The sequence below is a fragment of the Streptomyces sp. A5-4 genome, assembly GCF_051131715.1.
Classification (GTDB): Bacteria; Actinomycetota; Actinomycetes; order Streptomycetales; family Streptomycetaceae; genus Streptomyces.
The window spans coordinates 1,730,323-1,745,283 of sequence record NZ_CP178591.1 but is presented as its reverse complement, the minus strand read 5'-3'; the positions used below and the strand labels follow the sequence as shown (position 1 = coordinate 1,745,283).

Annotated in this window: 12 protein-coding genes; 5 read left to right on the top strand and 7 right to left on the bottom strand. The window is 71.0% G+C overall.

What is annotated here, in order from left to right; all coding sequences use genetic code 11:
- Positions 1 to 12: 12 nt before the first annotated feature.
- Positions 13 to 702 carry a hypothetical protein gene (locus ACLLJJ_RS08045; RefSeq protein WP_434588584.1) on the bottom strand — a complete coding sequence of 230 codons (690 nt, stop codon included), beginning with the start codon at positions 700 to 702 and terminating at the stop codon, positions 13 to 15.
- A 60-nt stretch (positions 703 to 762) separates the two neighbouring features.
- The gene (locus tag ACLLJJ_RS08040) at positions 763 to 2,097 is read right to left on the bottom strand and encodes a DUF2252 domain-containing protein (protein WP_434588583.1); all 1,335 of its coding nucleotides are present in this window, start codon (positions 2,095 to 2,097) and stop codon (positions 763 to 765) included.
- A gap of 226 nt (positions 2,098 to 2,323) precedes the next feature.
- Between ACLLJJ_RS08040 and dnaE the strand changes: the two genes are divergently transcribed.
- On the top strand, positions 2,324 to 5,860 hold the full coding sequence (gene dnaE / locus ACLLJJ_RS08035) for a DNA polymerase III subunit alpha (protein ID WP_434588582.1): 3,537 nt from the start codon (positions 2,324 to 2,326) through the stop codon (positions 5,858 to 5,860).
- 112 nt (positions 5,861 to 5,972) lie between these two features.
- On the opposite strand, the gene ACLLJJ_RS08030 is transcribed toward dnaE, so the two are convergent.
- Positions 5,973 to 6,155: a hypothetical protein gene (locus ACLLJJ_RS08030; protein ID WP_434588581.1), complete on the bottom strand. Its 183-nt coding sequence runs from the start codon at positions 6,153 to 6,155 to the stop codon at positions 5,973 to 5,975.
- 224 nt (positions 6,156 to 6,379) lie between these two features.
- Here ACLLJJ_RS08030 and ACLLJJ_RS08025 point away from each other — a divergent pair, with 224 nt between their 5' ends.
- The 4 genes from ACLLJJ_RS08025 (at position 6,380) to ACLLJJ_RS08010 (ending at position 10,528) form a co-directional block, all read left to right on the top strand.
- Positions 6,380 to 7,732 (top strand): NYN domain-containing protein, encoded by a 1,353-nt coding sequence (locus ACLLJJ_RS08025; protein ID WP_434588580.1) that lies wholly within the window; start codon positions 6,380 to 6,382, stop codon positions 7,730 to 7,732.
- 249 nt (positions 7,733 to 7,981) lie between these two features.
- Positions 7,982 to 8,953, top strand: coding sequence for an ABC transporter ATP-binding protein (locus tag ACLLJJ_RS08020; protein WP_434600338.1), 972 nt, complete (start codon positions 7,982 to 7,984; stop codon positions 8,951 to 8,953).
- Complete coding sequence (locus ACLLJJ_RS08015; RefSeq protein WP_434588579.1) at positions 8,950 to 9,777, top strand: ABC transporter permease; 828 nt, start codon at positions 8,950 to 8,952, stop codon at positions 9,775 to 9,777. The genes ACLLJJ_RS08020 and ACLLJJ_RS08015 overlap by 4 nt, the downstream gene beginning before the upstream one ends.
- Before the next feature lie 34 nt (positions 9,778 to 9,811).
- The gene (locus tag ACLLJJ_RS08010; protein ID WP_434588578.1) at positions 9,812 to 10,528 is read left to right on the top strand and encodes an ABC transporter permease; all 717 of its coding nucleotides are present in this window, start codon (positions 9,812 to 9,814) and stop codon (positions 10,526 to 10,528) included.
- A gap of 294 nt (positions 10,529 to 10,822) precedes the next feature.
- On the opposite strand, the gene ybaK is transcribed toward ACLLJJ_RS08010, so the two are convergent.
- The 4 genes from ybaK to ACLLJJ_RS07990 all read right to left on the bottom strand — a co-directional run bounded on the left by ybaK (position 10,823) and on the right by ACLLJJ_RS07990 (position 14,878).
- On the bottom strand, positions 10,823 to 11,317 hold the full coding sequence (gene ybaK / locus ACLLJJ_RS08005) for a Cys-tRNA(Pro) deacylase (protein WP_434588577.1): 495 nt from the start codon (positions 11,315 to 11,317) through the stop codon (positions 10,823 to 10,825).
- 19 nt (positions 11,318 to 11,336) lie between these two features.
- Positions 11,337 to 12,095, bottom strand: a complete 759-nt coding sequence (locus ACLLJJ_RS08000; protein ID WP_434588576.1) for an LON peptidase substrate-binding domain-containing protein — start codon at positions 12,093 to 12,095, stop codon at positions 11,337 to 11,339.
- A 5-nt stretch (positions 12,096 to 12,100) separates the two neighbouring features.
- Positions 12,101 to 13,138 carry a hypothetical protein gene (locus tag ACLLJJ_RS07995; protein WP_434588575.1) on the bottom strand — a complete coding sequence of 346 codons (1,038 nt, stop codon included), beginning with the start codon at positions 13,136 to 13,138 and terminating at the stop codon, positions 12,101 to 12,103.
- A 132-nt stretch (positions 13,139 to 13,270) separates the two neighbouring features.
- Complete coding sequence (locus tag ACLLJJ_RS07990; protein WP_434588574.1) at positions 13,271 to 14,878, bottom strand: oxidoreductase; 1,608 nt, start codon at positions 14,876 to 14,878, stop codon at positions 13,271 to 13,273.
- Positions 14,879 to 14,961: the final 83 nt, after the last annotated feature.

The window sequence follows — 14,961 nt, the reverse complement described above, 5'->3', positions numbered from 1 at the left end:
GGACTTACCGGCTCAGGCGAGGGTGAATGCCGAGCGCGGTGGTCCCCTCCGTCCGACCCAGTGCACGAACAGCCGGTCGCGCGCGGAACTCCGCGCCCGGCGCGCGGGGGGTGCCGTGCGCCGCACGGTCCGGTGGACCGAGACCGCCATGGCCGCCGCGATCAGCAGCGGCCGGAAGGCGAAGCCGGCCGTCGCGCGCAGCAGCCCGGCCAGCGCGGCCTCGCCTCGCCGCAGCCAGAGCGCCGCGAACAGACCGACCGTCACATGCGCGCCGAGCAGCAGCCAGGGCAGCGCGGGATCCGGGGAGCTGAGCAGCGCCGCCACGCTCTCCCCGGAGCCGGTGACGCGCGCCAGGGGCGCCCCGACACCGCTGCCGCCGCACAGCACATCGACGCCGAAGGCGCGCAGCGGACCCGCCACGGGGCCGCCCGCCGGGCCGTAACAGACGTGCTGCCCGGCGGTGAAGACGGTGTCGGCGGCCAGCTCCAGCGGGACGAGCAGGGCGGCGATCCGCCCGAAGCCGCGCTCTCGGCCCGCCAGCGCGTACGCCACGGCGAACACCGCGACGCCGACCGCGGCGACCGTGTTCACCGGCAGCGGGATCCCGGAAAGGAGCACGTGGGACCCCGCGGACAGCGTCACGACGAGTGCCGTGAAAAGCGCCGCGCGCAGTGTCCTCAACCGGGCCCCTGATATGTCCATCGGACAGGAGTTTGCCATGGGTCCGGGTAAGGCCTTCCTAAAGGTGCCTTCCGGACACCCCTAGAGGCCCTGCAGCCCCGGGATGCGCCCATTGCGGAAGAGGTCGACGAAGATCTGGTGGTCCGTGCGGGCCCGCGCGCCGTAGGAGTGCGCGAAGTCCACCAGGAGGTCACCGAAGTGCTCCTCGTCGGCGGCGATGGCCGCGTCGATCGCCCGCTCCGTGGAGAACGGCACCAGCGAGTGCCCGCTTTCGTCGTCCGCCGCCGCGTGCATGGTCGCGGTGGCCCGGCCGAGGTCGGCGACGACGACCGTGATCTCGTCCAGGTCGTCGATGTCCGACCAGTTCAGGTCGACGGCGTACGGCGAGACCTCCGCGACCAGCTGCCCGGCCCCGTCCAGCTCGGTCCAGCCCAGCCACGGATCGGCGTGCGCTTGGAGCGCGCGCTGCGAGATCACCGTGCGGTGGCCCTCGTGCTGGAAGTACCCGCGGACGGAGGGGTCGATGATGTGCCGGGAGACCGCTGGGGTCTGCGCCTGCTTCATGTAGATCACCACGTCGTTCTCCAGGGCGTCACTGTTGCCCTCAAGGAGGATGTTGTACGAGGGCAGGCCGGCCGAGCCGATGCCGATGCCGCGCCGCCCGACGACGTCCTTCACCCGGTACGAGTCGGGTCGGGTCAGGCTGGACTCGGGCAGCGTCTCCAGGTAGCCGTCGAAGGCCGCCAGGACCTTGTACCGGGTGGCGGCGTCGAGGTCGATGGAGCCGCCGTCCGGCGCGAAGCGACGCTCGAATTCGCGGATCTCGGTCATCGAGTCGAGCAGCCCGAAGCGGGTCATCGAGCGCGCGACGCGCAGCGCGCCCAGCAGCGGCCCGTCGGCCGTGTCCAGCGTGAAGGGCGGCACCTCGTCGTTCTTGGCGCCGGTGGCCTGGGCGTGGATGCGCTCGCGGTAGGCGGCGGCGTATGTCCGCACCAGCTCGGTGATCTGCCCGTCGCTGAGGGCCTTGGTGTAGCCGATGAGCGCGATGGAGGCGGCGAAGCGCCTGAGGTCCCAGGTGAAGGGGCCGACGTACGCCTCGTCGAAGTCGTTCACATTGAAGATCAGACGGCCCTGGGAGTCCATGTACGTGCCGAAGTTCTCGGCGTGCAGATCGCCGTGGATCCACACCCGGCCGGTGCGCTCGTCCAGGTACGGGCCGCCGTGCTGTTCGCGCTCCAGGTCGTTGTAGAACAGGCAGGCCGTGCCCCGGTAGAAGGCGAAGGCGGAGGCGGCCATCTTGCGGAACTTGACCCGGAACGCGGCCGGGTCGGCGGCGAGGAGCGTGCCGAACGCGGTGTCGAAAACGGCGAGGATCTCTTCGCCGCGCTGAGCAGCGTCTGTCTGCTGGACCGACATCGCCGGGTGCCTCCTGGTGCATGACGTACAGGGCAAGTGGGACGAGTGTTTCGCCCCGTCCAACGCTCGACCGTACCCGTGAGTGCCCGGCCGGGTGCCCGCCCGCCCCCGGCCCCTCGTCGAGGTGCACGGCGCCGAAGGATCCTCCGAACTGTCAGTCGCCCGACGTAGACTTCCACGCTGTCGCCCCAACCTGTCATCGACCGTTTCGCCGGAGGCCTTCGCCGTGACCAAGCCGCCTTTTACGCACCTTCACGTCCACACCCAGTACTCGCTGCTGGACGGTGCCGCGCGGCTCAAGGACATGTTCGACGCCTGCAACGAGATGGGCATGTCGCACATCGCGATGACCGACCACGGCAATCTGCATGGGGCGTACGACTTCTTCCATCAGGCCAAAAAGGCCGACGTGACGCCGATCATCGGCATCGAGGCGTATGTGGCGCCCGAGTCGCGGCGGAACAAGCGCAAGATCCAATGGGGCCAGCCGCACCAGAAGCGCGACGACGTGTCCGGTTCGGGTGGTTACACGCACAAGACGATCTGGGCGTCGAACCGCACCGGCCTGCACAACCTCTTCCGGCTGTCGTCGGACGCCTACGCCGAGGGCTGGCTGACGAAGTGGCCCCGGATGGACAAGGAGACGATCGCCAAGTGGTCGGAGGGGCTCATCGCTTCGACGGGCTGCCCGTCGGGTGAGGTGCAGACCCGGCTGCGGCTCGGTCAGTTCGACGAGGCGGTGCAGGCCGCCTCGGACTACAAGGACATCTTCGGCGAGGGCAAGTACTTCCTGGAGCTGATGGACCACGGCATCGAGATCGAGCGCCGCGTCCGCGAGGGGCTTCTCGCGGTCGGCAAGAAGCTGAACATCCCGCCGCTGGTCACCAACGACTCGCATTACACCTATGCGAAGGAGGCGACCGCGCACGACGCCCTGCTGTGCATCCAGACCGGAAAGAACCTCTCGGACCCGGACCGCTTCCGCTTCGACGGCACCGGCTACTACCTGAAGTCCACCGACGAGATGTACGCCGTGGACTCGTCCGAGGCCTGGCAGCAGGGCTGCGCCAACACGCTGCTCGTCGCGGAGCAGATCGACACCGAGGGCTGGTTCCAGGAGCGGAACCTGATGCCGAAGTTCGACATCCCCGACGGGTACACCGAGGTCACCTGGTTCCGCGAGGAGACCATGCGCGGCATGGCCAGGCGCTTCCCCGGCACCATCCCGGAAGACCGGCTCAAGCAGGTCGAGTACGAGATGGGCATCATCATCGAGATGGGCTTCCCCGGGTACTTCCTGGTGGTCGCCGACTTCATCATGTGGGCGAAGAAGAACGGCATCGCGGTGGGCCCCGGGCGCGGCTCGGCGGCCGGTTCGATCGTCTCGTACGCGATGGGAATCACCGACCTCGACCCGATCGAGCACGGTCTGATCTTCGAGCGGTTCCTCAACCCCGAGCGCGTCTCCATGCCCGATGTCGACATCGACTTCGACGAGCGCAGGCGCGGCGAGGTGATCAGGTACGTCACCGAGAAGTACGGCGCCGACAAGGTCGCCATGATCGGTACGTACGGCAAGATCAAGGCGAAGAACGCGATCAAGGACTCCGCCCGCGTCCTCGGCTACCCGTACGCGATGGGCGACCGGCTCACCAAGGCGATGCCCGCCGATGTGCTGGGCAAGGGCATCGATCTCAACGGCATCACCGACCCGAAGCACCCGCGCTACAGCGAGGCCGGCGAGATCCGGGCGATGTACGAGAACGAGCCGGACGTGCAGAAGGTCATCGACACCGCGAAGGGTGTCGAGGGCCTGGTCCGGCAGATGGGTGTGCACGCGGCCGGCGTGATCATGTCCAGCGAGACCATCACCGACCACGTCCCGGTGTGGGTGCGGCACTCCGACGGCGTCACCATCACGCAGTGGGACTACCCGCAGTGCGAGTCGCTCGGCCTGCTGAAGATGGACTTTCTCGGCCTGCGCAACCTCACGATCATGGACGACGCCGTCAAGATGGTGAAGGCCAACAAGGGCATCGATCTGGAGATGCTCAGCCTCGCGCTGGACGACCCCAAGACGTACGAGCTGCTCTGCCGCGGGGACACCCTCGGCGTCTTCCAGTTCGACGGCGGGCCGATGCGGTCGCTGCTGCGGCTGATGAAGCCCGACCACTTCGAGGACATCTCCGCCGTCGGCGCCCTGTACCGGCCGGGCCCGATGGGCATGAACTCGCACACGAACTACGCCCTGCGCAAGAACAAGCAGCAGGAGATCACGCCGATCCACCCCGAGCTGGAGGAGCCGCTCAGCGAGGTTCTCGGCATGACGTACGGCCTCATCGTGTACCAGGAGCAGGTGCAGAAGGCCGCCCAGATCGTCGCCGGCTACTCGCTGGGCGAGGCCGACATCCTGCGCCGCGTGATGGGCAAGAAGAAGCCCGACGAGCTCGCCAAGAACTTCGTGCTCTTCCAGGCCGGCGCCAAGAACAACAACTACTCGGACTCGGCGATCCAGGCCCTGTGGGACGTGCTGGTCCCGTTCGCCGGATACGCGTTCAACAAGGCGCACTCCTCGGCGTACGGACTGGTCACCTACTGGACGGCCTATCTCAAGGCGAACTACCCCGCCGAGTACATGGCGGCGCTGCTGACCTCGGTCAAGGACGACAAGGACAAGTCGGCGGTCTACCTCAACGAGTGCCGCCGCATGGGCATCAAGGTGCTGCCGCCCAATGTGAACGAGTCCCAGTCGAACTTCGCCGCCCAGGGCGACGACGTGATCCTCTTCGGCCTGACCGCCATCCGCAACGTCGGGCAGAACGTGGTGGACTCGATCATCCGCTGCCGCAAGGCGAAGGGGAAGTACGCCTCCTTCCCGGACTTCCTCGACAAGGTCGAGGCGGTCGTGTGCAACAAGCGGACCGTGGAATCCCTCATCAAGGCCGGTGCCTTCGACGAGATGGGCCACACCCGCAAGGGCCTCGTCGCGCACCACGAGCCGATGATCGACAACGTGGTGCAGGTCAAGCGCAAGGAGGCCGAGGGGCAGTTCGACCTGTTCGGCGGGGGCGACGAGGACGGTGACGCGCCCGGCTTCGGGCTCGACATCGAATTCTCCGACATCGAGTGGGACAAGTCCTACCTGCTGGCGCAGGAGCGGGAAATGCTCGGTCTGTACGTCTCCGACCACCCGCTCTTCGGCATCGAGCACGTGCTGTCGGACAAGGCCGACGCGGCGATTTCCCAGCTCACCGGCGGTGAGCACTCCGACGGCGCGATCGTGACCATCGGCGGCATCATCTCCGGCCTCCAGCGCAAGATGACCAAGCAGGGCAACGCCTGGGCGATCGCCACGGTCGAGGACCTGGCCGGCTCCATCGAGTGCATGTTCTTCCCGGCGACGTACCAGCTGGTCTCGACCCAGCTCGTCGAGGACACTGTGGTCTTCGTCAAGGGACGCCTCGACAAGCGCGAGGACATCCCCCGGCTCGTCGCGATGGAGCTGATGGTCCCGGACGTGTCGTCGGCGGGGACGAACGCGCCGGTGGTCCTCACCATCCCGACGGTGAAGGTCACGCCGCCGATGATCACCAAGCTCGACGAGATCCTCAAGCACCACCGGGGCAACACCGAGGTCCGGATCAAGCTCCAGGGGGCGCGCAAGACCACGGTGCTGCGGCTCGACCGGCACCGCGTGCAGCCGGACCCCGCGCTCTTCGGCGACCTGAAGGTGCTGCTCGGCCCGTCCTGCCTCGCCGGCTAGCCGCCGCCGTACGCATGCCGAAGGGGCGCCCCCGTCGTCACGGGTGCGCCCCTTCGGCGCGAGCGGTCGCCGTGAAGCGTCATGACGCCTCACGGCACGCTGTCACGCTCGGTCAGTTGTGGCCGAAGCGCTTCTGGTGCTTACGGGCAACATCGGCGGGGCTGCCCTGCGCCGTCGTCTGCGGCTCGGCCTGGGCCTCGAAGGCACTGTCCTTCGCCTGCTCCGAGCCGCGCTCCGCTGCGGACGCCCGGTCCTGCTGGGCGCCCTGCTTGCGATTCTTATTGTTCTTGGCCATGGTGCTGCCTCCTGCGGGGGGTTTAGGGGCCAGGGCCGGAACCAGATTCACACGTACCGACAAAGCGCGCATTTTGGATCATTACCGTGCGTAATTGGGGCTGGCGCAGCGCAACTTACGGATACGCCACGCCGATGATCGAGTTCCGGCCGTCAACCCCCACGTAGTCGGGCAGACTCGAAGGAAGCCTGAAGCACTTCCGATCCCGAGGTTCCCGAAAGAGGGTGGAACGCGTGGACCGCTGCGTCGTCCTGGTGGACGCCGGCTATCTGCTGGGCGCCGCCGCGAGCCTGCTGGCCGGAGAACCGGCCCGTTCCCGCATCACCGTCGACCACGCGGCCCTGATCCAGGGGCTCCGAGAACGGGCGGAGGCCGATACCGAGAAGCCTCTGCTGCGCATCTACTGGTTCGACGGGGCCCCCGACCGGGTGCCGCAGCCCGAGCACCGGCGTCTGCGGGTCATGCCGCGCGTGACGGTCAGACTCGGTGCGCTGACCCGCAGCGACGGGCGCTGGGCGCAGAAGGGCGTGGACGCCGCGATGCACGCGGAGCTGACCGAACTGGCCAGAAATCGCGCCTGCTCCGACATTGTGCTGGTGACCGGCGACGGCGATCTGCTACCGGGGCTGATGTCCGCCAAGGAGCACGGCGTCGCGATGCACCTGTGGGCGGTGCAGGCCGCGGACGGTGACTACAACCAGTCCGAGGACCTGGTCGCCGAGGCCGACGAGCGGCGGGTCCTGGACCGGGCGTGGATCACCAAGGCGGTACGGGCGAAGGAGCTCGGCGGGGTCTGTTCACCGCCGCCGGCTCCGCGGCCGGAAATCGCCGCGATCCTGTCGGCCCCACTGCCGGAATCGGCGCTCGCCGCGTCGGCGGAACGGGCGGCGCAGGCGCAGGCCGACGCGCGGGCCCAGGCCCAGGCCCAGGTCGTACGGAACGGGTCGGGTGCCGCACCGGACGCCGAAGGGGCGGCTGCGGCGGCGCCCGGCGCGGCGGCGGACGCAGCCGGGCAGCCCCATGAGGCGCACGAGACGCACGGTGCGAAGGGTGTCCCGACACCGAAGGATCTCGCGAGCCTGCGCGGCCCCGGCACACAGGCGGCGCAGCATCCGACGCCGCCGGGCACGAGTCCCGCCGGGGCGACGCTGCGGTGGTCGTCCGACAAGGGCTGGGTCGAGCGTCCCGGCGGTGGCGGCAGCGCGCTCGGCGAGCCGCCCGAGACCGCGTCGCTGCCGACGCTGGCGCAGCTGACGAGCGCGGAGCAGCGCTGGGCGGACCGTGAGGAGGACATCACCACGGTCGGCGGCGACCCCTTCGAGGTGGGGCAGGTCTTCGCCCGGCGCTGGATGGAGCGGCTCCCGGAGCCGGGACACACCCAGAAGCTCTCGACGATGTATCCGCGGATCCCGCACCGCATCGACGGTGAACTGCTGCGGTACGCGGCGCGGTTCGGGCTGCTGGCACACAAGGACGACCAGATCGACGAGCACGACCGGTATGCGATCAGGGCGGGGTTCTGGCGCGAGATCGATGTGCGGGCGGCGGCGGAGCAGCAGGTGACGGCGGGGGAGTAGCGCAGGGGCGGCGCCGGGCCCGGGTCCCCGCGGGGCTGAGCCCCTGACCGCCGTTGCCTGGACCGGTGCCGTGCCCCGGCCCGACACCGTGTTCGCGCCGCGCGGCACGCTGTTTCCGGGTCCGGTCGTGGGGCGGGGTCGCGCCGTGGGCGGGCGGAGGCGACCCGCGGGCCGTGCGGGGCCCGCAACCCCGTAGGCTCGTCCCTCGTGAGTACGGGCGCAGCGCAGGCGGGACGCGACACGGCAGTCGTGTGTGCCGTGCGAGAGCTGGTCAAGACCTATCCGGCCGCCCGGGGCCGACGTGGGACCCCCGCGACGCCCGAGGTGCGGGCCACCGACGGCATCTCCCTCGATGTGCGACGCGGCGAGATCTTCGGGCTGCTCGGGCCCAACGGCGCCGGGAAAACGACGCTCGTGCGCCAGCTCACCGGGCTGATGCGACCCGACGCCGGCACGGTGGAGCTGCTCGGGCACGACCTCGTGCGCTACCCGGAGCGGGCCGCGCGGCTCGTCGGGTACCTCGGGCAGGAGTCGACCGCGCTCGACGAACTGACCGTGTCGCTCGCCGCCGAGACCACCGGACGCCTGCGCGGGCTCACCGCGAAGGCGGCGCGGGCCGAGCGGGACGACGTACTCGAAGAGCTCGGACTGACCGAGATCGCCGGTCGCGCGCTCAAGAAACTGTCCGGCGGGCAGCGGCGGCTCGCGTGTTTCGCCGCCGTGCTGGTGGGTGAGCGGCCGGTACTCGTACTGGACGAACCCACCACCGGCATGGACCCCGTCGCGCGGCGCGCGGTGTGGGCCGCCGTCGACCGGCGCCGGGCCGAGAACGGCGCGACCGTGCTGCTCGTCACCCACAACGTCATCGAGGCCGAGACCGTCCTCGACCGGGTCGCGGTCCTCGAACGCGGCAAGGTCATCGCGTGCGACACCCCCGCCGGGCTCAAGGCGCAGGTCGCCGGGGAAGTACGGCTCGACCTCGTATGGCGGGAGCGGGCGCCGCTGGATGTGCCCGAGGTCGCGGCGCTGCGCGAATCCGCGCAGGAATCCGGCCGCCGCTGGGTGCTGCGCCTCGCGCCCGACGAGGCGCGGGCGGCCGTCGCCGCGGTGACCGGGGGCGCCGCCTTCGCGGCGCTCGACGACTTCACGTTGGCCACGCCGAGCCTGGAGGACGTCTATCTCGCACTCGGCGGGAACACGAAGGGGCTGGTCAAGGGGTGAGTGTCGTTCCTGCTGAGGCGGTCGTCGGGTCGTGGACCCGGGCGGAGGCCACGGCCGCCGAGGAGTGGCCCGCGCCGCTGGCGCCCCGGGCGCGGCTGCTGCCGTCGCTCGCCGCCGTCTACCGGGCGCAGCTGTCCCGGGCCCGGGTGGCACGCATTCCGCTGCTCTTCGTCGCGACCTTCCAGTCCGTCGGGATCATGGTCCTGATGCGAGGGGTCGTCGACGGCGGGGGCGAGGCGCGGGCCGTGGTCGCGGGGTCGAGTGTGCTGGTCGTCGCTTTCGTCGCGCTCAACCTCCTCGCCCAGTACTTCGGGCAGCTGCGGGCGAGCGGCGGGCTCGACCACTACGCCACCCTGCCTGTGCCGCCCGCCGCGGTGGTGCTGGGCGCGGCTGCCGCGTACGCCTCGTTCACCGTTCCCGGCACGTTCGTCACGGCCGTCGTCGGCTGTGTGCTCTTCCAACTGCCGCTCGCGCACCTGTGGATCCTGGTCGCGGTGGTGCCGCTCGCCGGCGCGGCCCTCGCCGGGCTCGGCGCGGCGCTCGGGCTGCTCGCGCCCCGGCAGGAGCTCGCCACGCTCCTCGGTCAGCTGGGCATGTCAGCGGCGCTGCTGCTCGGCGTACTGCCCGCCGACCGGCTGCCCGGCCCCATCTCGTACGCCCGCGATCTGTTGCCCTCGACGTACGGCGTGGAGGCCTTCGCGCGGACCTTCGACGCGCATCCGGACTGGTCCGCCGTCGCGCTCGACCTCGGGGTCTGCGCGGCGGTCGGTGTCGCGTCGCTCGCGCTGGCCACTTGGGCGTACCGGCGGGCAGCGGTCCGGTGAGGCACGCGCCGGTACGGCCTGGCACGATGGCAGGGTGACCGCTCCCCTGACGCCGCCTCACCAGCAGCCGCCGAACGATCCCTGGCAGAAGTCCGACGCCGGGGCCGTTCCTCCCTTCGAGCCCGCAGCGGACGAGGGGCCCAGTCTGTCGATGGAGGTGGCCAGGGCCGCGTTGGTGGTCGCGGCCATGACGGTCGCGGGTGTGGCGCTCGGGCTGCTGTGGATGTGGCTGGCCCCCAGGGTGCCGCTGGTCTCCACGGACAAGGCCGTTTTCCTCCAGGACACCGAGGGCGAGGAAGCGGTCGGCGCGGACGGCACGTTCGTCCTGCTCGCGCTCGCCTTCGGTGCCGTGAGCGCGGCCGTGGTGTTCTGGTTCAACCGGCGCGGCGGTATTCCGCCGGTGGTCGCTCTGGCGCTGGGCGGGCTGTTCGGCTCGCTCCTCGCCTGGGGGATCGGCGTCTGGGGCGGCCCGGACGACGTGGTGGCCCGCGCGCGTGAGGTCGGGCAGGGAGTCCCCTTCGACGCACCGCTCGAACTCGCGGCGAAGGGCGCGCTCCTGGCCTGGCCGCTCGCGGCGCTGTTGGTCCATCTGGCGCTGACGGCGCTCTTCGGGCCGCGGGACCCCGAGCCGGAGTGGGAGCTGCCGCCCTACTACGGGGCGCCCATGACCGCGCCCGAACCCCCGCCGGGGCATGCGCCCGGGGCAGCGGAGCCGCCGCAGGCGGGCGGGGTCGACGGCTGGCCGGCCTGACCGGCCCGGTGCCGGGTGCGGGCGAGGCCGCTTCTCCCCCGACCCGACCCGACCCGACCTCTGCCGCTGTGCGGCTGCCGTCACGTCGTGGGGGGCAGGGCCCTCGGACCCCGCGGCCCTCGGCGGCGGCGTTGTGGGCGGCGGTTCGTTACGCCGGCCTGCGGCCGTGGTTCGCTCGGCCCTTCTTGATGCGCCACTTGCGCTTTCGGGTCTTCTTGGACATGGCGTGCCCCTCCCCGGTCGGAAACCCGCGTTCCCTCGGTCGTAGTCGAGGACGGGCCCGCCGTCGAGGGGTCAGGCGCGTCCGATCGGCGCGATCACCGCGTCCGTGAGCGCCGCCAGGTCGGCCGGGGACAGCTCGATCTCCAGGCCGCGGCGGCCCGCCGACACGCACACGGTCGGGTGCGCGGACGCGGTGGAGTCCAGCACCGTCCGCAGCCGTTTGCGCTGGCCCAGCGGGGAGATGCCGCCCCGTACATAGCCCGTCGTGCGTTCCGCCGCCGCCGGGTCCGCCATCGCGGCGCGCTTGCCGCCGACCGCCGTAGCCAGCGCCTTGAGGTCCAGCGAGCCCGCGACCGGGACGACCGCCACGGTCAGCTCGCCGTCCACGTCGGCGACCAGCGTCTTGAAGACGCGGTCCGCCCCGACACCCAGCGCGCGTGCCGCCTCCTCGCCGTACGACGGCGACGCGGGGTCGTGCTCGTAGGCGTGCAGGGTGTACGCCGTGTCCGCCGCGGCCAGCGCCACGGTCGCGGGGGTCCCCGCCGACCTCTGCTTCTTCTTCGCCAAGGCGGCTCCGCCTCCGGGATCAGTTGGGGCTGGTCGGGGTCCTGGTCAGCTCCACGGCGGGCAGCGACGGCAGGTGGCGGATCACGGCGGTCTCGGTGCGCAGGATCTTGAGCTCCTCCCGCAGCCGGGTCGCCGCGTCCGGCGCCTGGAGCAGGCGCTGACGCGCCGGGATGTCCAGTACCGTCGCCGCGGCGACCAGGTACGACACCACCGAGGGCTCGTCCGGCAGCTCCGCGCCGCTCGCCAGTGAGCGCTCCCGCGCTCCCGCGAGCCGCTTCTGGTAGTTGCGGAAGGCCCGCAGCACCCCCTCTGCGAGGACGCCCGCGCCCTCCCCGAGCTCCTCGGGCAGCTCCTCGATCTCGGCCGTCAGATACGGGCCGCTCGCGTCGACGGAGAGCAGCTTCACCCGGGTGGTGCCGGTGGCGAGCACCTCGTAGCTGCCGTCCTCGCGTTCGCGGATCGTCGCCGCGTCCGCGACACAACCGACCTGGTGGAAGGCCTGCAGCGGGTCGGGCCCGAAGCCCGCGCCGGGCCCGCGCTCGGGCACCGCCGTCGGGTCGGGCATACCGGGGGCGCTGGGGGCGACCTCGCGGCCGTCGCGGATGGCGACCACGACGAAGCGGCGGGGCTCGTCCTCGTCGTCCTCCCCGGAGTCGGTGGTCTTCGACAGGTCCCGCATCATGGCGCGATAACGCTCCTCGAAGACGTTCAGCGGCAGCACGAGGCCGGGGAACAGGACCGAGTTGAGCGGGAAGAGGGGGAGACGAGCGGTGGTCACAACGCTCAAGCGTAATGGCCGTCGGACCTGATTCCGCGTGCCGTCCTGCGCGAAGGCCGTAAAGGCGTCACCCGAGCGACCTGTATGCGCGCGGTGTCGCGCAGTTCCAGGAACTGCGCGAGCGGGTCCTCGCTCAGATATGCCCAGGGAAACGAGGTCGCGTGCGGCCCGATCAGCCGGAACTGTTCCAGCGCTTCGACCCACCGTCCCCGGCTGATCAGCATGTACGCGAGGAGGTTGCGGACCTCGGCCGGCCAGGGGTCGCCCGCCGCGTACCGGGCGGAGAGCTCGATGGCGCAGTCGGCGGCGGCGTCGATCCGCTCGTACGCCACCATCGACCCGCCACTGCTCAGCAGGTGCGCGAACGCGGCCCGGACCGGCAGGGCCTGCACCAGCGACCCGGGCAGCGCGTCCGCGGCGGCCTGCTCGGCGAAGTCGAAGCACTCGCGGTGCGAGCCGTACCACTGGGCGGACAGGTACTGGAGCGCTGCGGAATGGCAGCCGTAGTGGTGCGAGGAACGGCTGACGGCCTCCCCCCACAGCTCCCCGAAGGCGGAGTACGAGGCGTGCGTGCCCCGCGCGTGGTCGAGCGCGATGCGCCAGGGCACCGGGTCGCGTGCGGAGCCCCGCGCCGCCGCGTCGATCAGCGGGCCGATCTCGCGCAGCCGCTCGGCGCGGGCCGGTGACTCCCAGGCCCTGAGCACAGCGAGCTCCGCCTTGACGAGCAGGGCGTCGGGGTCGCGCGGCGCGGCGGCCAGCCACTGGTCCAGCCAGTCCTGGCGGTTGTACGCGAAGGTCGCCAGGCGGGTGGTGTAGCGGTCGCGGTTCTCCCACTCGGCGGCCTCGCGGGTGCCGGCCATCAGCTTGGCGGCGGGCCCGTAGTCGCCGAGGGCCGCCGCGACGAGGGTGGGGCCCATCTGTTCGTCGGGGGCGTCGAGCAGTACCTCGTCGTCCGACGGCAGGCCGGCGGCGAGCTCCGGAGTGTTGCGGATCATGCGCGCGGTGCTGATGAGTGCGCGAAGGAGTGACATGGTGTGAACCATTGAAAACCGCAGGTGGGAGCCGCGCCAGAAGGGTGCTGTGAAGCTTTCGTATCGACGAGAAGGTTGTGCTGGTCGAAGTCAAGGGATGGCAAAGAAGCGGGGGTGATCGGCCGCTTCCCGATGTCCCGAGCGTCAGTTCCGGCGCAGCAGCCGCGACGCACCCGCCGCGACCGTCGTGGCCAGGATCCAGCCGAGCAGGACAAGGCCGGCCCCGAGCCACTGCCAGCCGCCCGTCAGCACCCAGTACCCCTCCTGCCCCAGATTGATCACCGGCAGCAGCAGGTCGAGGGCGAAGAGGGGCGGGCTCCACTTGGGGTGCTCCGCGTTCTTGAGCGCGGCCGGGTCGAGCTGGGCGAACGCCACCGCCCCGGCCGCCCACAGCACGGCCATCCACACCGCGGCCCGGCCGGGGCGGTAGCCGTACGCCACCGTCCAGTCCTGCAGGAGCCCCCACAGCTTCCCGGCGATCGGCAGGGTCTCGCGGCGTCTGCGCTGCTTGGCGAGGAGCACCTCGCGGGCGTCGGCGTCCTCGCCGCTGCCGCGCAGCACGGCGGCGAGACGCTCGTACGGCTCCGGGGCGTACTCCGGTGTCGCGGCCGTCACCCACTCCAGCCGCAGCGCGAGCGGGAACTGGCCGCGCGGCACGAGGTTGTCGTAGCTGAAGCCGTTCATCGTCAGCCCACCGGGACCCGGCCAACTGGCCGCGCTGTCCACCAGGTTGCCGACCTTCGCACCGGACAGGACCACCTTGCCGTGCTCGGGCCGCTCGCCGAGGAAGCGCAGCTCGGGGACCTGGATCCGGCGCATCGACAGCTCCTGGCCGAGGGACATGAGGAACCGGGCGCCCTCCATGTCCACCGCGTCGCCGAACCGCCCGTCGTCGAGCCTGATGCCGCCCTCGCACGCGAAGTGCTGGACCCGGGTGCCGTGCAGTGGGGTGTTCGAGATGCCGTACGGGGGAGTGGCGCCCAGCGGCACGCTCTGGGGGCCGAGACCGGCGGCGGTCAGATAGAGGGTGCGCTCCACGGTCAGCTGCGGTGCGTTCAGCGCACGGCGTCCCGCCGGGGTGTAGGGGGCGCGCAGCCGGCTGCCGCGCAGACTCAGTGACACACCGACCTTCGCGCCGCGCAGGCTGAACTCGCCGTGCGACTCGATCATCTCGGCCTGCAGGTCCTGGGCGACGGACAGACCGTCCGCGGAGATCGAGCGGCCCTTGCGGTCCTGGTGCACGACGATCTGGCTGATCAGCAGGTCCGTGCCGATCTGTGCGTCGGTGAGCCGGATGCCGCCGGGCACCTGGCAGCGCGGTAAGTGCAGGTCACCCTGGGTGCGCAGCCGGGAGGCCTCCAGTCGCGGTATCGAGCAGCCGACCATGCGCAACGTGGTGAAGTGGCACTCCGGCAGCTGCACCTCCTTCTCGAAGCGGCACCTGTTGAGCTCGACGTACGGCTCGACCCGGCCGCCCGCCAGATTGAGGGTGCCGGTGATCTGCACGCCGGTGAGTTTGAGGGAGGCGACCCGTCCCGGGGTCGCGGGCGGCCCGTTGAGCAGCAGCAGCGCCACCACTCGGGCGCGCACTCTGCGGTCGGGGGACCAGTGCCTGGCGGTCATCGGATCGTCCAGGACCGGATTTCGGGTGCTCAGGTCGTACGTGATGCCGTTGCGGAAGGCCTGCCACATGCCGAGCTCCGAGGCGCTGAGCCAGTCGGGCGCTTCGACGTCGCTCTGCGGCTCCGTCAAGTGCCGCCCCTTTCCCGTATTCGTACACCTGACCCCTCTTGGTTCTTCCCTCTGAGTGACCGACTGAACGCCGGGGGTCATGA